General features: G+C 66.2%; 19 protein-coding genes. 8 read left to right on the forward strand and 11 right to left on the reverse strand.

Translation table 11 applies throughout. From position 1 onward, the window contains the following. The first annotated feature begins 108 nt into the window (after positions 1 to 108). Positions 109 to 534 carry a DUF4189 domain-containing protein gene (locus F3087_RS24625; RefSeq protein WP_150404406.1) on the forward strand — a complete coding sequence of 142 codons (426 nt, stop codon included), beginning with the start codon at positions 109 to 111 and terminating at the stop codon, positions 532 to 534. 144 nt (positions 535 to 678) lie between these two features. Then, on the forward strand, positions 679 to 1,110 hold the full coding sequence (locus F3087_RS24630; RefSeq protein ID WP_150404407.1) for a DUF4189 domain-containing protein: 432 nt from the start codon (positions 679 to 681) through the stop codon (positions 1,108 to 1,110). A 65-nt stretch (positions 1,111 to 1,175) separates the two neighbouring features. On the opposite strand, the gene F3087_RS24635 is transcribed toward F3087_RS24630, so the two are convergent. Genes F3087_RS24635 through F3087_RS24645 form a run of 3 tightly spaced genes read right to left on the reverse strand, consistent with a single transcriptional unit; the run spans position 1,176 to position 3,771 of the window. Then, the gene (locus tag F3087_RS24635; protein ID WP_150404408.1) at positions 1,176 to 1,838 is read right to left on the reverse strand and encodes a methionine ABC transporter permease; all 663 of its coding nucleotides are present in this window, start codon (positions 1,836 to 1,838) and stop codon (positions 1,176 to 1,178) included. A gap of 11 nt (positions 1,839 to 1,849) precedes the next feature. Continuing rightward, positions 1,850 to 2,899, reverse strand: coding sequence for a methionine ABC transporter ATP-binding protein (locus tag F3087_RS24640; protein ID WP_150404409.1), 1,050 nt, complete (start codon positions 2,897 to 2,899; stop codon positions 1,850 to 1,852). Next, the gene (locus tag F3087_RS24645) at positions 2,896 to 3,771 is read right to left on the reverse strand and encodes a MetQ/NlpA family ABC transporter substrate-binding protein (protein WP_150404410.1); all 876 of its coding nucleotides are present in this window, start codon (positions 3,769 to 3,771) and stop codon (positions 2,896 to 2,898) included. Before F3087_RS24645 ends, F3087_RS24640 begins: the two co-directional genes overlap by 4 nt. A gap of 132 nt (positions 3,772 to 3,903) precedes the next feature. Between F3087_RS24645 and F3087_RS24650 the strand changes: the two genes are divergently transcribed. Beyond that, positions 3,904 to 4,770 (forward strand): MetQ/NlpA family ABC transporter substrate-binding protein, encoded by an 867-nt coding sequence (locus tag F3087_RS24650; RefSeq protein ID WP_150404411.1) that lies wholly within the window; start codon positions 3,904 to 3,906, stop codon positions 4,768 to 4,770. A 6-nt stretch (positions 4,771 to 4,776) separates the two neighbouring features. Here F3087_RS24650 and F3087_RS24655 read toward each other — a convergent pair whose 3' ends face one another. After that, complete coding sequence (locus tag F3087_RS24655) at positions 4,777 to 5,814, reverse strand: isopenicillin N synthase family dioxygenase (RefSeq protein ID WP_150404412.1); 1,038 nt, start codon at positions 5,812 to 5,814, stop codon at positions 4,777 to 4,779. A gap of 232 nt (positions 5,815 to 6,046) precedes the next feature. Here F3087_RS24655 and F3087_RS24660 point away from each other — a divergent pair, with 232 nt between their 5' ends. From F3087_RS24660 to F3087_RS24670, 3 genes are all read left to right on the forward strand, one after another. Next, entirely contained in the window at positions 6,047 to 6,463 is a 417-nt protein-coding gene (locus tag F3087_RS24660; RefSeq protein ID WP_150404413.1) for a hypothetical protein, read from the forward strand. Positions 6,464 to 6,497: 34 nt separating this feature from the next. Then, a complete protein-coding gene (locus F3087_RS24665; protein ID WP_150404414.1) occupies positions 6,498 to 6,794 on the forward strand; it encodes a hypothetical protein in 297 nt (98 codons plus the stop codon). 280 nt (positions 6,795 to 7,074) lie between these two features. Further along, complete coding sequence (locus F3087_RS24670; protein ID WP_150404415.1) at positions 7,075 to 7,689, forward strand: hypothetical protein; 615 nt, start codon at positions 7,075 to 7,077, stop codon at positions 7,687 to 7,689. A 167-nt stretch (positions 7,690 to 7,856) separates the two neighbouring features. Here the strand turns inward: F3087_RS24670 and F3087_RS24675 are convergent, their stop codons facing one another. From F3087_RS24675 to F3087_RS24690, 4 genes are read right to left on the reverse strand one after another with little or no spacing between them, the layout of a single operon-like run. Next, positions 7,857 to 8,414, reverse strand: coding sequence for a GNAT family N-acetyltransferase (locus F3087_RS24675; RefSeq protein WP_150404416.1), 558 nt, complete (start codon positions 8,412 to 8,414; stop codon positions 7,857 to 7,859). Between the two features lie 33 nt (positions 8,415 to 8,447). Beyond that, positions 8,448 to 9,371: a non-homologous end joining protein Ku gene (gene ku / locus F3087_RS24680; protein WP_150404417.1), complete on the reverse strand. Its 924-nt coding sequence runs from the start codon at positions 9,369 to 9,371 to the stop codon at positions 8,448 to 8,450. Positions 9,372 to 9,426: 55 nt separating this feature from the next. Beyond that, complete coding sequence (locus tag F3087_RS24685) at positions 9,427 to 10,539, reverse strand: lycopene cyclase family protein (protein WP_150404418.1); 1,113 nt, start codon at positions 10,537 to 10,539, stop codon at positions 9,427 to 9,429. Positions 10,540 to 10,548: 9 nt separating this feature from the next. Further along, a complete protein-coding gene (locus F3087_RS24690; protein ID WP_150404419.1) occupies positions 10,549 to 11,313 on the reverse strand; it encodes an SDR family oxidoreductase in 765 nt (254 codons plus the stop codon). 162 nt (positions 11,314 to 11,475) lie between these two features. Between F3087_RS24690 and F3087_RS24695 the strand changes: the two genes are divergently transcribed. Both F3087_RS24695 and F3087_RS46705 read left to right on the forward strand, forming a co-directional pair. After that, positions 11,476 to 13,107: an ABC-F family ATP-binding cassette domain-containing protein gene (locus F3087_RS24695; protein ID WP_150404420.1), complete on the forward strand. Its 1,632-nt coding sequence runs from the start codon at positions 11,476 to 11,478 to the stop codon at positions 13,105 to 13,107. 80 nt (positions 13,108 to 13,187) lie between these two features. Next, a complete protein-coding gene (locus F3087_RS46705; protein WP_040736162.1) occupies positions 13,188 to 13,421 on the forward strand; it encodes a helix-turn-helix domain-containing protein in 234 nt (77 codons plus the stop codon). Positions 13,422 to 13,677: 256 nt separating this feature from the next. Here F3087_RS46705 and F3087_RS24705 read toward each other — a convergent pair whose 3' ends face one another. The 3 genes from F3087_RS24705 to F3087_RS24715 form a co-directional block, all read right to left on the reverse strand. Continuing rightward, positions 13,678 to 14,607 carry a hypothetical protein gene (locus tag F3087_RS24705; protein ID WP_223885311.1) on the reverse strand — a complete coding sequence of 310 codons (930 nt, stop codon included), beginning with the start codon at positions 14,605 to 14,607 and terminating at the stop codon, positions 13,678 to 13,680. Between the two features lie 44 nt (positions 14,608 to 14,651). Then, on the reverse strand, positions 14,652 to 15,152 hold the full coding sequence (locus F3087_RS24710; protein ID WP_150404422.1) for a hypothetical protein: 501 nt from the start codon (positions 15,150 to 15,152) through the stop codon (positions 14,652 to 14,654). Between the two features lie 415 nt (positions 15,153 to 15,567). Then, positions 15,568 to 16,071 carry a cupin domain-containing protein gene (locus F3087_RS24715; protein WP_191094127.1) on the reverse strand — a complete coding sequence of 168 codons (504 nt, stop codon included), beginning with the start codon at positions 16,069 to 16,071 and terminating at the stop codon, positions 15,568 to 15,570. Positions 16,072 to 16,097: the final 26 nt, after the last annotated feature.

Here is a 16,097-nt window from a genome sequence, read left to right on the forward strand (position 1 = left end):
ATTCGTCTGTGCTTCCGCTTTCGTTGGGCCGCAACGGGATACTGGACACGGAGGCATTGCTCAGCGATGATCAGCTTCGCGTTACTTCATTGAACCGGGGAGAATCTGGTGTCAGTTCTGAGTAGGGTCGCGGTCGGTGCGGCTCTGACATCCACTGCGGCGCTTGCCTTCGTGGGCGCGGGCTCGGCGGGTGCGGCGGGTAATTACTATGGGACGCTGGCGCTTTCGCCGGGGACCGGGAAGGTGGTCGAGGCGACCGATCAGCCGACCTGGGTGGCGGCGGATGCGGCGGCGATCCGGAACTGCGCGGTGTACGACTGCCGGATCATGGTGCGGTTCGCCAATGGTTGTGCGGCGATCGCGCGCGGCGCGGACGGGCAGTATGCGGCGGACTGGGCGGCGTCGCGGGAGGACGCGGAGCGGTTGGCGATCGCCAAGCTCGGTGAGAGTGCGCCGCCGTTCCCGGATCTGGGCAGTGCCTCGCCGCGGGCGGCGAGCATCGTGCTGTCTTCGTGCACCAAGAACGCCAGCTGAATTTCGTGCGCGCTGCGATCTGAGGGTTTCACTTCGAAAGACCCTATGGCCCAGTCTATTTCGTTCGTCGAAATGATTTGGACAATTCGAGTGCCGTGCCCCATGATCTGACTCGGAGTTATTTCTTTCTCGGGGAGGATCACAATGTCGTTGTCGCGCAAGGCTGCTCTAGGCCTGGTCGTGTCATCCGCGGCCGTCCTGGTCGCAGCCGGTGCGGGCGCCGCCCATGCCGGGCCGGACTCGGAGGGCAGGTACTACGGGTCGATCGCGTTGAACCCCAAGAACTGGGACACCGCGTCGGCGTGGAACTACTCGAGCTATGCCGGGTCCGACGCCCGCGCGCTGGCCGAGTGTGGCAGCCGGGACTGCTTCGTCGTCGTCCGCTTCTCGGACGGCTGCGGTGCGATCTCGGCCAGCTCGGACGGCAAATGGGCCGTCGGCACCGGCCGGGACCGGGGCGAGGCGGAACGAAACGCCATCGCCGCCCTCGGCCCGCTGGCCCCGCCGTTCCCCAACTTCGGCAGCTCGGCACCCAAGCGGGCCGAGATCCTGCACTCGCAGTGCTCGCCGGAGTAAGCACGGCATAACCGCAACGAGGGGTGTCCACGCCGAGCGCGGACACCCCTCGTTCAGTTATTGCCTCAGCGGCGCAACACCTTTCGCGCCAGCCAGTTGCCGAAGAACTGAATCCCCTGCACGCCGGCGATGATGATCAGCGTGGCCACCAGGGTGACCTGCCAGTCGAACCGCTGATACCCGTAGACCAGCGCGAAATCGCCGAGCCCGCCGCCGCCGACGGTGCCGGCCATCGCGGAGATGTCCACGATCCCGATCACCACGAAGGTGTAGCCGAGCACCAGCGGCCCCAGCGCCTCGGGGATCAGCAGCGTGAAGATGATCCGCAACGGCCCGGCGCCGACCGCCCTGGCCGCCTCGATCACGCCGGGATCGACCGTCACCAGGTTCTGCTCCACGATCCGCGCGATGGCGAACGACGCCGCCACGATCATGACGAACGCCGCGGCGTCGGTACCGATAGTGGTGCCGACCACCTTCAACGTCACCGGGCCGAGCGCCGCGAGCAGGATGATGAACGGGATCGGCCGCACCACGTTCACGATCACGTTGAGCAGCACGTTGATCGGCGCGTTCGCCAGCAGTCCGCCCTTGCGGGTGGTGTAGAGCAGGGTGCCGAGGAAGAGCCCGATCAGCCCGCCGACCACGAAGGTGATCATCACCAGATAGATGGTGGTGCCGATCGCCTCGGTCAGGACCGGCTGGAGTTTGTCCCAATCTGTCTGCATCGGTACTCCTTTCAGCCCTTCTGATCGGTTCGAGCGACCTGCAATCGGTCGTCGCTACGGCGTTCGAACTCCTCGATCACCTTGTCGATCGCCTCGTCGGCGCCGTGCAGCGCCAGCGTGACGCTGCCGAATGTCTTGTCCTGCAACGTGCTCACGCCGCCGTAGACCACCTCGAAGCGCACATCGGCATGTGCCGCGGTGGCCAGCGCCGCGCCGATGCCGCGCCGGTCGTCGATGTCGACCGTGACCAGCCGGCCGCCGTGCAGCTCACCGAGCCTGCGTAGTTCGTCCGCGGACGGACGGTTGTGCAGCACGGTCTCCACGAACGACTGCGTCGGCGCCGCCTGCGGGGTCGCGAAAACCTCGAAAGTGCTGGCGAGTTCGACGATCCGGCCCTCCGCGAGCACGGCGACCCGATCGGCCACCGCGCGGATCACGTCCATCTCGTGGGTGATCACCACGATGGTGACGCCGAGCTCCCGGTTGACCTTCTTCAGCAGTCGCAGGACCTCGCCGGTGGTTTCCGGGTCGAGCGCCGAGGTCGATTCGTCGGCGAGCAGCAGCTTCGGCGAGGTGGCCAGGGCGCGGGCGATGCCGACCCGCTGCTTCTGGCCGCCGGAGAGCTGATCGGGGTAGCTGCGCGCCTTGTCGGACAGCCCGACGAACTCCAGCAGCTCGGCGACCCGCGCCTTGCGCTCGGTCCGCTTCCACCCCGCCACCTTCAGCGGATACTCGACATTGCCTGCGGCCGTGCGTGATCGGAACAGGTTGAACTGCTGGAACACCATCCCGATATCGCGGCGCAGCCGCCGCACCTCGGCCTCCCGCACCCCGGTGATCGGGGTGCCGGAGATCTCGACGGTGCCGCTGCTCGGCTTCTCCAGCGCGTTGATCAACCGGACGAGCGTGCTCTTGCCCGCGCCGGAATAGCCGATCACGCCGAAGATTTCGCCCTGCTCGATCCGCAGATCGATATCGTCCAGCGCGACTTGGGCATTCGCGCCCTTACCGAAAACCTTGGTAACCGAACGGAACTCGACAGCGGGCGGCTGCTCGGTCACTTGGTGTCGCGGATGGTCTGCTGCACCCGCTGCAGAATCTGTTCCAGCTCAGGGCCGCTGCGCTGCACCTCGACGGCGGTGTTCTTGGTGACCTCGCTGTGCGCCTTCTGCACCTCCGGGTCGTGCCAGAGCTCGACCAGCTGCAGCAGCTTCGGATTGTTCTTGTCCTCGGCCCGGGTCACCAGCGCGTTGATGTACGGCTCGGCCGCCGGGTTCTTCGGATCGTCCTTGTACAGCGCCGAATTGGGGTCGACGCCGGAACGCTCCAGGAAGGTGTTGTTGATGATCGAGCCGTCGACCGAGGCAAGCGAGAGCGCGGTCTGGGCCGCGTCGACCGGGGTGACCTTGACCTTGGACGCGCCCTTGTCGATGTCGGCGGGGCTCGGCGACTTGACGTCGGAGGACAGCTTCAGCAGGCCGGCCGCCTGCAGCACGAACAGGGCCCGCGCCTGGTTGGTCGGGTCGTTCGGGATCGCGATCTCCGCGCCCTGCGGCAGGTCCGCGAGCGTCTTGTGCTTCTTGGAGTACAGGCCCAGCGGCACGATGTAGGTGGCGCCGATCGGCGTCAGGGTGTCGTTGTTCGCGACGTTGTAGGCACCGAGGAACTGCAGGTGCTGGAACAGATTCACATCGATCTGCTTCTGCGCCAACGCGAGATTCGGCTGCTTGTAATCGGAGAAGTTGGTGATCTTCAGCGTGATGCCCTTGTCCTTGGCGCGCTGCTCGAAGACGTCCCAGGCCTTGTCCTTGTCGGTCGTGCCGATTCGCACTACCGTGTCGGAGGAAGCCTTGTCGTCAGAACCGCACGCCGTAAGGGTGAGGGCCGCGGTTGCTACCAGGACCGGGATCGCCAGTACCCGATGGAATTTCACTCGTGCTCCCGAAATGTTTGTTGCGATATGAACCCGGTAATCCAAGCGGCCCGGCAACCGGGGAGACAACGGTTTGGATTGTGGTGAGCAAAACCCTTCCGAAAAGTTGGACGACCGTCTAGTTTGCTCGCAATGCGCTTGATGCACCGACTACTGCTGATCCCCATCCTGTCCGCCCTGGCCGTCGCCTCGGTTTCGTGTGGCGCGGAGCACCGCGACGATGTGATCCGCATCGGTGTGAACGATCTCGCACTGCCGCACTGGGACGTGTACAAGAAGAAAGCCGCCGATCAGGGCATCACCATCGAGTTCGTCAACTTCACCGACTACAACCAGCCCAATCCCGCACTGGCCCAACGCCGCATCGATCTCAACAAGTTCCAGCACGTGCGGTACCTGGCCAACTACAACGCCCGCAACAACGACACCCTGGTCCCGGTCGGCGCGACCGAGATCTTCCCGCTGGCGCTGTACTCGCGTAAGCACAAGTCGGTCAACGACATTCCGCAGGGCGGCCAGATCACGCTCAGCAACAACCCGGCCAACCAGGTGCGTCCGCTGCTGAGCCTGGCCGCGGCCGGGCTGATCGTGCTGAAGGGCAACGCGGGTTGGGACTCCAAGCTGGAGGATGTCGACACGTCCGCCTCGAAGGTGAAGCTGACCCCCATCGACCCGACGCTGACCGCGCAATCGCTCGGCAGCGTGGACGCCGCCTTCGTCGACGACACCTTCGCTCGCCCAGCGGGTCTGACGAAGAACGAGACCATCTACACCGACGATCCGGAACGGCCGGAACTCAAGCAGTACATCAACATCTTCGCCGCCCGGGCCGCCGACAAGGACAACCCGACGCTGCTGAAACTCGCTCGGCTGTACCACGATCCGGAGGTCGAGGCCGCGGTGCGCGCCGAGACCGGGTATCAGGGCATCTTCAAGACCAACGACCCGGCCGATCTGCAGGCCGCGGCGACGGAGCTGGAAGCCAAGTTCCGCAAGTAGTTTCGGTTACGAGCGCGCCGAGAGGGCCCGTGCGGCTTCGCGCGGCGCGTTCGTATTCGGTTGCAGGCCACGGGAACCAGCGAGCTTCGCCTGCACGTGTTCGGAGACGGTGATCGGCGGGTACTTGCTGCCCGCGCCGATGCACGAGGGGAGTGTCTCGATCAGGGCGTCGAAGTTGCCGTCGTGGAAGAACGCTGCGCTGCGGCGTCGTTCGACGGTGCCGTCGATGATCGGCGGCATCACGCGGTGCAGGGTGGAGAGCCAGCGCTCGTTCGTCCAGCGGGCCATCAGGTCGCCGAGGTTGATCAGCAGGGCGTCGTCGGCGGGCTGCACGTCGTGCCAGTGGCCGTCCGCGCCGAGCACCTGCAGGCCCGGCACCTGATCGGCCCACAGGACGGTGACGATGCCGTAGTCGGTGTGCTCGCCCATGCCCTTGAGTTCGCCGTCGAGGTCGATGCTGCCCGGCGGCAGCGCATAGTTGTTCATGCGCAACACATTCAGCGAATGATCGGTGAAGCTGTCGAAGTAGCCGGCGGGCAGGTCGAGGGCGTCGGCGAAGATGGTGGTGAGGGTGCCCGCGACGCGCGCGGCCTCGGTGTAGTACGTCAGGACTCGCTGCCGGAACGTCGGAAGTTGTGCGGGCCAGACATTTTCGGCGTACCCCGCCGCTGCGGGCAAATCCAGGCCCGGATAGTCGGCGGTCGTCGTGCCGATATTGAACGCCTCGAAGAAATCGTTCATCCGCGTCGCCGACGCCACCCCGAGACTCAAGCTCAGGCTCTCGCTCTTCGGCGGCGAATAGCCACGATTGAACTCGACCGCCGTGCGGTAGGTCTCCTTCGTCGCTTGATCGAGGGCGAAGAAGTCGTCGAGCGCGGCCGCGAACTCGTCCAGCACCGACCGTGCGATGCCATGCCCGCGGATCTGCATGAACCCGACGCTCTGCGCCGCCGCATCGATCTGCCGCGCGACCACCGCCCGTTCCGCCGCGCTCGCACCGCTGACGTAGGCGGAGATATCGATGACCGGAACCTGAAACTCCACGACGAGCCGTCCTTCCCATAGCCGATGACCGCTCCCAGCATGGAACGCCCGAACGTTCCAAACGGCACGTTCGGGTCACATTCCGGTAAATCAGGTTCCAGTCGGGAACCCATCAACGGTCGTTTTTGGAACCTTGCCTGCTAGAGGCGATTTTCTGGCCGATTCCGCTGGCGTGTCCGCCCGTGCCCAGGCCACACTGGTGCCTCATTTTCCAATCGAGATAGGGGGTTACATGTCCGTGACGCTGCCACCACTGGAAGTGCGGGTGCTCAATTTGGAGTCCAAGTACGAGGTGATGGACGAAGACCGGCGCGCGTACGAAGACGCCATTTTCAAAACGAACAGGCGGTCGAAGAAGACCCATCGGCGGGTCCAGGGGATTCAGCAGGAAGTCTGGGAGCTGCGCGAGGACTTCTCGACGTTCCGGCTGGAGATGGGGACCTTCAAGCAGGAGATGGGGGCTTTCAGGCACGAGGTTCGCGATGAATTCGCCTCGGTTCGTGGCGAAGTCGCTTCGGTTCGTGGCGAAGTCGCCTCGGTTCGACACGACGTCGCGTCGGTCAAGAGCGATGTTTCGGACCTCAAGCGGGGCATCGACGCGATCGTCACACGCCTTGGGATCACTACTCCGGAGGGCGAGAACCTGTAGTCAAGCGACCAACCCATTCGAGACAGGGGGCAGGATGTCTGCAACACCGCCGGATCTGGAGGCGCGTGTATGTGTGTTGGAGAGGAGGTCCGAGCGTTCGGAGCAAGACATGGTGGCGTACCAGGACACGATGGTCGAGACCCATGAGGCAGTTAAGACGCTCGTAGTGGGCGTCGAGGCGTTGAAGCGAGACGTGTCGGAGATGAAGCTGGTTGTTCTTGACACACAGACGCGGACGCAGCGCCTCGAACAGGAGGTGTCGGGGCTGACACGGGGCGTCAACGCGATCGTGTCCTACTTCGAGATCACGATTCCCGAAGACGAGAGCTAGTAGATAGCGACCATCCCATTCTGTCGTCCAGCGATGTAGCTCTTCGACGCACGCCGCTGAGTGCGGCCACGCCGCGAAGGCGGATGGGTTCATTCGAGATGGCAGGGGGTTTGTGTGGCAAGGCTGGATGAGCTCGTTGATGATCGGCGCGCCCAGGGTTTGGTGGTCGCCGCTATCGCGTCGCATCTGGGTGTGAAACCTCCCGAAGATCGGGAGAACGAGGACTAAGCCCTAGGCGAAATCCTCTGCGGATGGCGTCCACACCGGACATGATTCCGGTGTGGACGAGCAGATTTATGTGCGATCTCGGCGGGCGCTGCATGCGGTGGCGGAGTTGTTGATCGCGGGACCGCAGTATCGGCAGCACGGGACGATTCGGTTGCGGGCGGTGCCGCAGGGGTTCGGTGGTGTGCAGTGGCCGGTTTCGGTGGTCGGCGCGGAATTGGTGTGGGAGGAGGGGAAGGCGCCGCTGCAGGGGACGTACCGGGAACTCGGGCAGCTGGCGGGGGTCGAGGCGGAGGCCCCGAAGGACGTGTACAAGGACACGACGGGCGTTGATCCCGACAGTGTGACCGATATCGATCCCGAGGCAGCGCGACTGGTAGGGGACTGGTTTGCGCTGGGGGACAAGGCTTTGCGCACTTTCGCGCCGGACGTGACGCCGGTGCTGTGGCCGGAACACTTCGACCTGTCCATCACGATCGACGAAGTGAATTACGGTGTCTCGCCGGGTGATTCATTCCATCAAGGTCCCTACGCCTACGTCGGCCCGTGGACCCCGCGCACCGGCGACTTCTGGAACGCCCCCTTCGGCGCCTACCGCCCACACGCGGAAGTGAACTCGGACGCAACCCTGCTGGAGTTCTTCGAGCAAGGCCGCAAAGCACTCGAGTAAGCCGACCGCATCGCGGGTGCGCTTGGTTCCCACACCCGCACCACTTCTGATTTCCCGCACCGAAAATCGCATGCAAAATTCGGTGCGGGAAATCAGAAGTGGTGCGTCTTCGCGGGATCGAGGGCGAGGGCGGTGCCGGACGACGATCAGATTCCCAACGGCATGTTCTAGCGCGCGGCGCGGTGATTGTCGCCGGCCAGACGCCCGCGGCGGATCAGCGCGCGCTTGGTGCCGGGCGCGATGGCCGCGGCGTCGAGCTGCGAATCCGGTTCGGGGTCATTGGGATTCGGGCGGACGAACAGGGTGACGGTGGCGGCGGGGAGGAAGCCGCTGCGAGTCATCAGGGCGGTGGACGCGGCGTTGCGATCTTCGACATCGGTGACGATCCGCCGGGCGCCACGTGCGAACAGCGCCTCCGAGCAGACGTCGACCAGCCGCCGGGCGATGCCGTGGCCCTGCATGTCCGGCGCGACGGCGATCCACTCGAGGTAGGCCCAGTCGTCGCGGTTCTCGAATTCCATCGACCCGAGCACGAAACCAACCACACGGTCTGAATCGAGCGCGACCCAGCAGGCGTTGTCGGGGCTGTCCAGGTGCTCGGCGACCGAGGTCAGCGACCACGAGGTGTACGGCTTGGTGGTGATGTCGAAGACTTCGTGACCGAGATCGAGGACTTGGCGCAGGTGGCCGAGACCCATCGGGACGATCACAACGGCGGAATCCATATCCGACAGTTTGCCAGGAGTGTGCGCCGATTCTTACGCGCCCTTGCGGGCCGCCGTCTTCTTTGCCGCCTTTTTCGCCGGCTTCGCGGCGGTCTTCTTGGCCGCGGTCTTCTTCGCGGCCGCCTTCTTCGCCGGTTTGGCCTTGCCGTTGTCCTCGGCCTCGCCCGCCGCGCGCCGGCCGCTGGCCTCCAGGCTGCGTTGCAGCGCGGCGACCAGGTCGACCACCTCCGCGTCCATCTCGGCGGGCGCGGATTCGGGTTGCTCGGGCACCTTGCCGGTGCCGCTGGCGATCGCCTCGTCGAGCAGTCGCTTGAGCTCGATCTGGTATTCGTCGGTGTACTGGTCCTGGTCGAAATCGTCGGACATGGTCTCGACCAGCGTCTCGGCCATCTTGATTTCCTGCGGTTTCGGCGCGGCGACGCCGTCGAGCGATTCGAACTCGACCGCGCGCACCTCGTCCGGCCACAGCAGGGTTTGCAGCACGAGCATGCCGTCGCGCACGCGCAGCGCGGCCAGCCTGGTCTTCTGCCGCAGGGTGAAGTGCACGAGCGCGGTGCGGTCGATCTGTTCCAGCGTGGTCGCCAGCAGCACATACGCCTTGGGCGTGGCCGAATCTGGCTCCAGGTAGTAGCTCTTGTCGAACAGGATCGGGTCGATCTGCTCGGACGGCACGAACTGCAACACCGGGATCTCGTGCTTCTCGGCGGCGGGCAGTTTGGCGAAGTCCTCGTCGGTCAGAATGACCTTGTCGCCCTCGGGGGACTCGTACGCCTTGTCGATATCGGCGTACTGCACGGACTTGCCGCACACCGTGCAGACCCGGTCGTATTTGATCCGGCCCCCATCCTTGGCGTGCACCTGATGGAACCGGATGTCGTGGTCCTCGGTCGCGGTGTAGACCTTGACCGGGACGTTCACCAGCCCGAATGCGATCGAGCCCTTCCAGATCGACCTCACTGCTGCATCCCCTCGACGCGGGTACCTCGGATGAGTGCCGGACGTTAAGTCCCACTCATCCTTCCATGATGGCCGACGGTATTCGAATACGCGAGCGAATGCCGATCCCGAGTGTCGCGGCGGCGACGCGCCGACGGAGCTGGGGCGGGAGTGCGCCGAAAAGAGTGCTCATGGCGGTAACGGTGCCGGTCAGGTCGGTTCGCCCGGAGAGATATGCGCGCTGGGCGGCGGGCGGCATGGCGAAGAAGGTGTCGAAGAAGACGGGGAGATCGGCGGGCGGCAGGGCGAGCAGTGCGCGCAAGCCCGCGGCGCGGAGTCGGTAGACGGCGCGGGCTGACGCGGGCCACGCGAGCTTTCCCGAGGCGACGGCATCGGCCGCGGTCAGCGACGCGGCGACGCTGTAACCGGTGGCCGGATGCGCGAATCCGCCTGCCGCGCCGAAGGTTCGGCGTCCAGGACGGCCACCTTCGACTGGGAAGCGCACCCGCTCGACGCGTTCGTCGCCGGTGAATTCGATTCCGCGGGAACGCAATCGGTGATGCAGTCGGGCACGCAGCACGGTGCCGTCGAGCGCCGGCCGACCCGCCAGGCAGGTCTCCTCCAGCAGCATCGACCCGCCGCCGAGCGGCACCGCGTAGAGAAACGACCGAGGTGCCTCGGCAGCCGCACCGTTGTCCGCACGCCAGTCCATGAACAACGATTCGACCCCCGCGCAGTGCCGCGCGTCGAGAACGAGCCCGTAAGCCGTCTGCTCGGCCAATGCGGCAGATCGGGCAATTCCCCGCGCATCGACCACCCGCCGACCCGTCAGCGGCCGTCCAGAGGCCAGCACGACCGTGTCTGCGGTCAGCTCCACCGCACGATCCGCGACGACCTCCGCGCCGGCCAGGTCGAGCGACTCCTGCAGCCGCTCCGAATCGAGCACGACGTACGGCCGATCGATCCGATGCGCACGAGTTCCCCACGCCATCGGCCGCTCGACCGTGGCCGCGATCGCCGTCGGATCGAGCCATTCCGGTAACTCATCCGCCCACGCCGCGTAGGTCGCCGCCCACCGCCGACCCGGCACAGGATCGACCACGGCGACCGACAGCCCACGCGCGAGACACCGATGCGCCAACGCCCGCCCCGCAGGCCCCAGCCCGCAGACGATGATATCCGCGGTCATCGGCAACGGTCAGAGTCCGCCGGTGGACAGCAGTCCGCCATCCACCCGCACCGTCTCACCGGTGATCCACGCCGCCTCGTCGGAAACCAGGAACCCGATCAGCCGCGCGACATCTTCGGGCGTCCCGAGCCGCTTCATCGGGTAGATGCTCGCCGCCCGCTCCTCGTCGGCCGAGTACAGCGCGTCGGCGAACTTGGTCTTGATCACGCCGGGCGCGACCGCGTTCACCCGGATCTTCGGGCCGAGCTGCCAGGCCAATTCGTCGGTGAGCCGGATCAGCGCGGCCTTGGACGCGCCGTAGGCGGCGATCACGCCGGACGAGCGGATGCCCGCGACGCTGGCCACGTTGACCACCGCGCCGCCGTGCTCGCCCATCCACGCCTTGAACGCCTGCTGGATGTAGCCGAGCGCCGCGACCACGTTCACGTCGAAGATCTTGCGCACCGCGTCGAGGTCGGCTTCCATCAGCGAGCCGAACACGGGGTTGATGCCGGTGTTGTTGATCAGGATGTCCACCGACCCGAACTCGGCGAGCAGCCGGTCGACGGCCGCCGCGCGGTCTTCGGCGTGACCCGAGTTGCCGGCCAGCGCGACCACCTCACCCTGATGGCCGAGCGCCCGCAGCTCCGCGGCGGCCTCTTCCAGCGGATCCTTCTTGCGCGCGGTGATCAGCACGTTCGCGCCGCGGCTCAGCAGTTCCGCCGCGACGGCCTTGCCGATGCCCCGGCTGGCCCCGCTGACGAGCGCACTTTTGCCCAACAGATCATTACTCATGCATCGGCAGGTTACTCGCCGGTTCAGTTACGGCCGTCACACCCGAGTCGCTGGGTGTAAAAGCGCTACCGGAACCCAGGTAAAATCAGTGGTTCTTGTGCATATCGCGTCGCACAATCGAGTAGCTACCGCCCAGCACCACTGATCCGCGAGGAGAAATCTGTGATCACCGCGACCGACCTGGAGGTCCGGGCCGGAGTCCGCACCCTGCTGTCGGCCCCCGGACCGGCCCTGCGGGTGCAGTCCGGCGACCGGATCGGACTGGTCGGACGCAACGGTGCTGGCAAGACCACCACGCTGCGCATCCTGGCGGGCGAGGGCGAGCCGTACGCCGGAAAGATTTTGCGCTCCAGCGATATCGGCTATCTGCCGCAGGATCCGCGCGAGGGCAATCTCGACATCCTGGCCCGCGACCGGGTGCTGTCCGCGCGCGGCCTGGACACGCTGATCCGCGACATGGAGAAGCAGCAGGCGCTGATGGCCGAGGTGGCCGACGAGAACGAGCGGGACAAGGCGGTGCGCAAATACGGCCGCCTGGAGGAGCGTTTCTCCGCGCTCGGCGGCTATGTCGCCGAGAGCGACGCGGCCCGCATCTGCAACAGCCTCGGTCTGCCCGACCGCGTGCTCGCCCAGGCGCTGCGCACCCTGTCCGGTGGTCAGCGACGTCGAATCGAGTTGGCGCGCATCCTGTTCGCCGCCTCCGACGGCAGCGGCGGCCGTTCGGACACCATCCTGCTGCTCGACGAGCCGACCAACCACCTCGACGCCGACTCGATCACCTGGCTGCGCGGTTTCCTGCAGAACCACGACGGCGGCCTGATCGTGATCAGCCACGATGTGGAACTGCTCGGCGACGTGGTGAACAAGGTCTGGTTCCTGGACGCGGTGCGCGGCGAGGCCGACGTCTACAACATGGGCTGGCAGAAGTACCTGGACGCGCGCGCCACCGACGAACAGCGCCGCCGTCGCGAACGCGCCAACGCCGAGAAGAAGGCGAGCGCGCTGCGCGTGCAGGCGGCGAAGCTCGGCGCCAAGGCCACCAAAGCCACTGCGGCACAGAACATGGCCAAGCGCGCCGACCGCCTGATCGCCGAGCTGGACGACGTGCGCGTGGCCGACAAGGTGGCCAGGATCAAGTTCCCGGAGCCGGCTCCGTGCGGCAAGACGCCGCTGATGGCGGAGAACCTGACCAAGGTCTACGGCTCGCTGGAGATCTTCACCGGCGTCGACCTGGCCATCGACCGCGGCAGCCGGGTCGTCGTGCTCGGCCTCAACGGCGCGGGCAAGACCACGCTGCTGCGCATGCTCGCCGGGGTCGAGCAACCGACCGCGGGCAACCTGGTCCCCGGGCACGGTCTCAAGGTCGGGTACTTCGCGCAGGAGCACGACACCCTCGACGATCAGGCCACGGTGTGGGAGAACATCCGCCACGCCGCGCCGGACGCGGGGGAGCAGAGCCTGCGCAGCCTGCTCGGCGCGTTCATGTTCACCGGTCCCCAGTTGGAGCAGCCGGCCGGCACGCTGTCCGGTGGTGAGAAGACCCGCCTCGCGCTGGCCGGGCTCGTCTCCTCGGCCGCGAACGTGCTGCTGCTCGACGAACCGACCAACAACCTCGACCCGGTTTCGCGCGAGCAGGTGCTCGATGCGCTGCGCACTTACGCGGGCGCGGTCGTGCTGGTGACGCACGATCCGGGCGCCGCGGAGGCACTGTCGCCGGAGCGGGTGATCTTGCTACCGGACGGTTCGGAAGACCATTGGTCCGCCGAATATTTGGAACTTATTCAGCTTGCGTGACTTTCATCACAAGAATCCGTTGATCACGGACCCTCGAGTGCTTAGCCTGGAAAGAGCTGCTCGGCGACTCGGAGGAAGCCATGAGCGACAGGCCCACGCAAGTCAAAGCCACCCTGGGTAAGGGAACACGTGTCACGGGGAAGTCCCGGGACCGCCTACAGACCCAGTTGAAGAAGCAGTACGAGGCAGGGGCGAGCATTCGCTCGCTGGCGCGAGCAACCGGTCGCTCCTACGGCTTCATCCACAACGTGCTGGTGGAGTCGCATGTGCAACTCCGCAGTCGCGGCGGTGCCAACCGCCGTAAGAGCCAGTAGCGTCCGGACGACTCGAAACCGGTTTCGGCGGTATGTTTTTCGCCGACACCGGTGAGTTCGGCAGGTCCGGTGCGAGCTCGTGTCCGGTGTTGCGCTGCCGATCCGTTGCAGATCAGCGCCCGGGCGACGATTGTTGTGCCGGCACAGGCCGATCCGCGCTCGCGTGCGGGATGTGCTTCGGCCGCTGAGGTTTCCGGGTGTGTTCCCGCAACGGTCGTCCGGTTTGCGGAAACAGGCGTGCTGCCACGGACTCTCGTCAGTAGCCGCTGACTGCCCCGTCGCCGTCGACGAGGAGATTGGCGAGGCTGCGGAAGATCGGCAGGCCCGTCTTGATCTCCAGGTAGGCGAACTGACCCTGCGGGTTGACCTCGAGGAAGTAGTACTCGCCGTCGAGGCCGAGCCGAATGTCCAAGACGCCGAAGGACAATCCGAGCGCGCCCATCAGCGTGGCGAGCGACTTGCTCACCGACGCGGGCAGGTGCTCGGGCACGAAATCGACCGAGGTGTCCAGCCGGGAGTCGACCCGGCCGACGCCGGCCTGCGAGTCGATCCGCACCGTCCACTCGACGCCGTCCACCCAGACGACCCGCAGATCGCACTCCGCGTCGATGTAGTCCTGGAACGTGGTCGGCGAGGAGCGGATACCGGCGAGCCGGGGGTAGTCGGCCTCGGTGATGATCCTGGTCTCGGCGAACTCCGCGCGACTGGTCCCGGTGCGTTTGTAAACGACTGGGCCGGGCCGGGATTCGGCGAAGCTGCGGGCCTCGTCCGGATCGTTGGTGATCAGCGTCTCCGGCACCGCGAACCCGGCGCGCAACGCGGTCTCCAGCTGCACGATCTTGCGGGTCGCGGTGCGGTCGGCGCCGGGATCGTTGACCCAGCCGGCCGGAATGGACCAGAGCATGCCCTGGATGAAGCTGTCGCATTCGGCCTGGCGGTACTCGTCGTCGGCGGCGCGCACCCCGCCGGGCACCTGGCTCAGGTGCGGCCGGCGCCACCAGACCGAACGCACGTCGTCGAGCCCGATCACGTGCGAGAGCGAGCGCGCGGTGCCGAGCCGGTCCAGCCGAAAACTGCCCGACTCCCGGGGGAAGTCGCGCAGGTCGAGGTGAATTGCGTTGAGCGCGTGGTGTTCTCGCAGCGTCGCCGCCATCGCGGTGGCGTGTAGATCGTCGGTTTCCGACACTATGAGGACCGAGCTCGCCCGGCGTGCCGTCATGCGTGCACCGCTCAGTCGAGACTGTCGCAGTTGATGCCGTCGTCGCTGGTCGCGAGCGACTTCGTCTGGCAGTACGTGAACGTCGCGCCGTGTGCGCCGGTGAGGTCGGCGAGTTGCATGCGGTCGGCCCAGGTTTCGGTGAGCTGCTGCAACTGCTCGTCGCCGAGCGCCGCGGACGGCGCCTCGGTGAGCGTCATCGGGCGGTCCACGAGATCGATGCGCAGGCGGCGGGTGAAATCGGCGGTGGCGCCCGCGCGAATGTCCACCAGCACCGGGCGGCCAGGCTCGGCCGCGCCGTCGGACACGGTGCAGACGCCGTCGGGGACGATCGAGATCCCGTCGGGCAGCGGCGAATCGAGCACACGCAGCACATCGGACCGACAGAAAGTCCACGTTCCCTCGGCGACCCGCACGGTGATGTCGCGTTCCGACTCCGCTACCAGCAAACCCTGGAGCGGGGGAACGCGGTCACTCTTCGGCGCGGTGCCAGGGAGGCGGAGTGCGTCGGTCATAACTGTTTCTCCGATCTGCTCGCGATTTGCCACGACCCCCGAGCGTGAACTGGATCATATCGCGGAGCGAGGCCGGATCGGTTCGGATCGGGAGATTTCACGGCCGGTGGCAAACCAGATTTCGATACCGGATGCGCTAGCGCCGAAAGATTTTCGGTACACCAGTAATAGTTCCTGCGCAACCGTTTAGCTATTTCCGAACGGAAAAGTTGAACTACCCATAGCCGAAGGTTGGCGGCTGTGCATCCGTACTTGCGTTTTCGCTGACCGGGCAGGTCGGGGGGCTCGGCCTGCGATGCGAGGTGTTCGCTCCGCATGGCGGAGAGTGGGCGGGCGGCGAGATCGAGCCGCCCGGTGGTCGTCGATATTTCGGCGGTGGCGGTTGCCGTCGAGTTTGCGGGTCCCGTGCCGGGGCTCAGCGGCGGTGGGCGTTGCGCTCGGCCCACCAGTTCGGCGCGTCGACGAAGTGATTGTCGAATTCCTCCTGGGCCGCGGCGAGTTCGGACAGTTCGGACTCGCCCTTGGCGATCCGGTCGAGTAGCCGGAAGTACTCGAACCGCTGCACCCCGGGCATGAGGGCGATCATGATTCGCGCCCCGCTGTCGGGCGCGGCGCCGAACGCGTGCGGCATGAACTTGGGCACCACGACCGAGCCGCCGGCGCCCACGGTGACGATCTTGTCGCCGGCCAGCAGTTGCAATTCGCCGTCGGCGACGTAGAACAGCTCGTCCGAGGTGGTGTGGAAATGCGGCGACGCGCCGTCCGCACCCTGGCGCATGGTGACCTCGAGCGTGCTGAGCGTGCCGTCGGTATCGGCGGCGTCGAGGAGGAGTCGCATGGTGACCGCTTCGGTGCCGAGGGTCTGCGCGTCCTGCGGCTGCCGGATCGCGACGTCCATGCGGGGGGTGGTGATGCTCATCGGGTGCTCCAGGTAGTTCGGTGATT

Origin of the sequence: Nocardia colli (genome assembly GCF_008704205.1) — a bacterium.
Lineage (GTDB): Bacteria > Actinomycetota > Actinomycetes > Mycobacteriales > Mycobacteriaceae > Nocardia > Nocardia colli.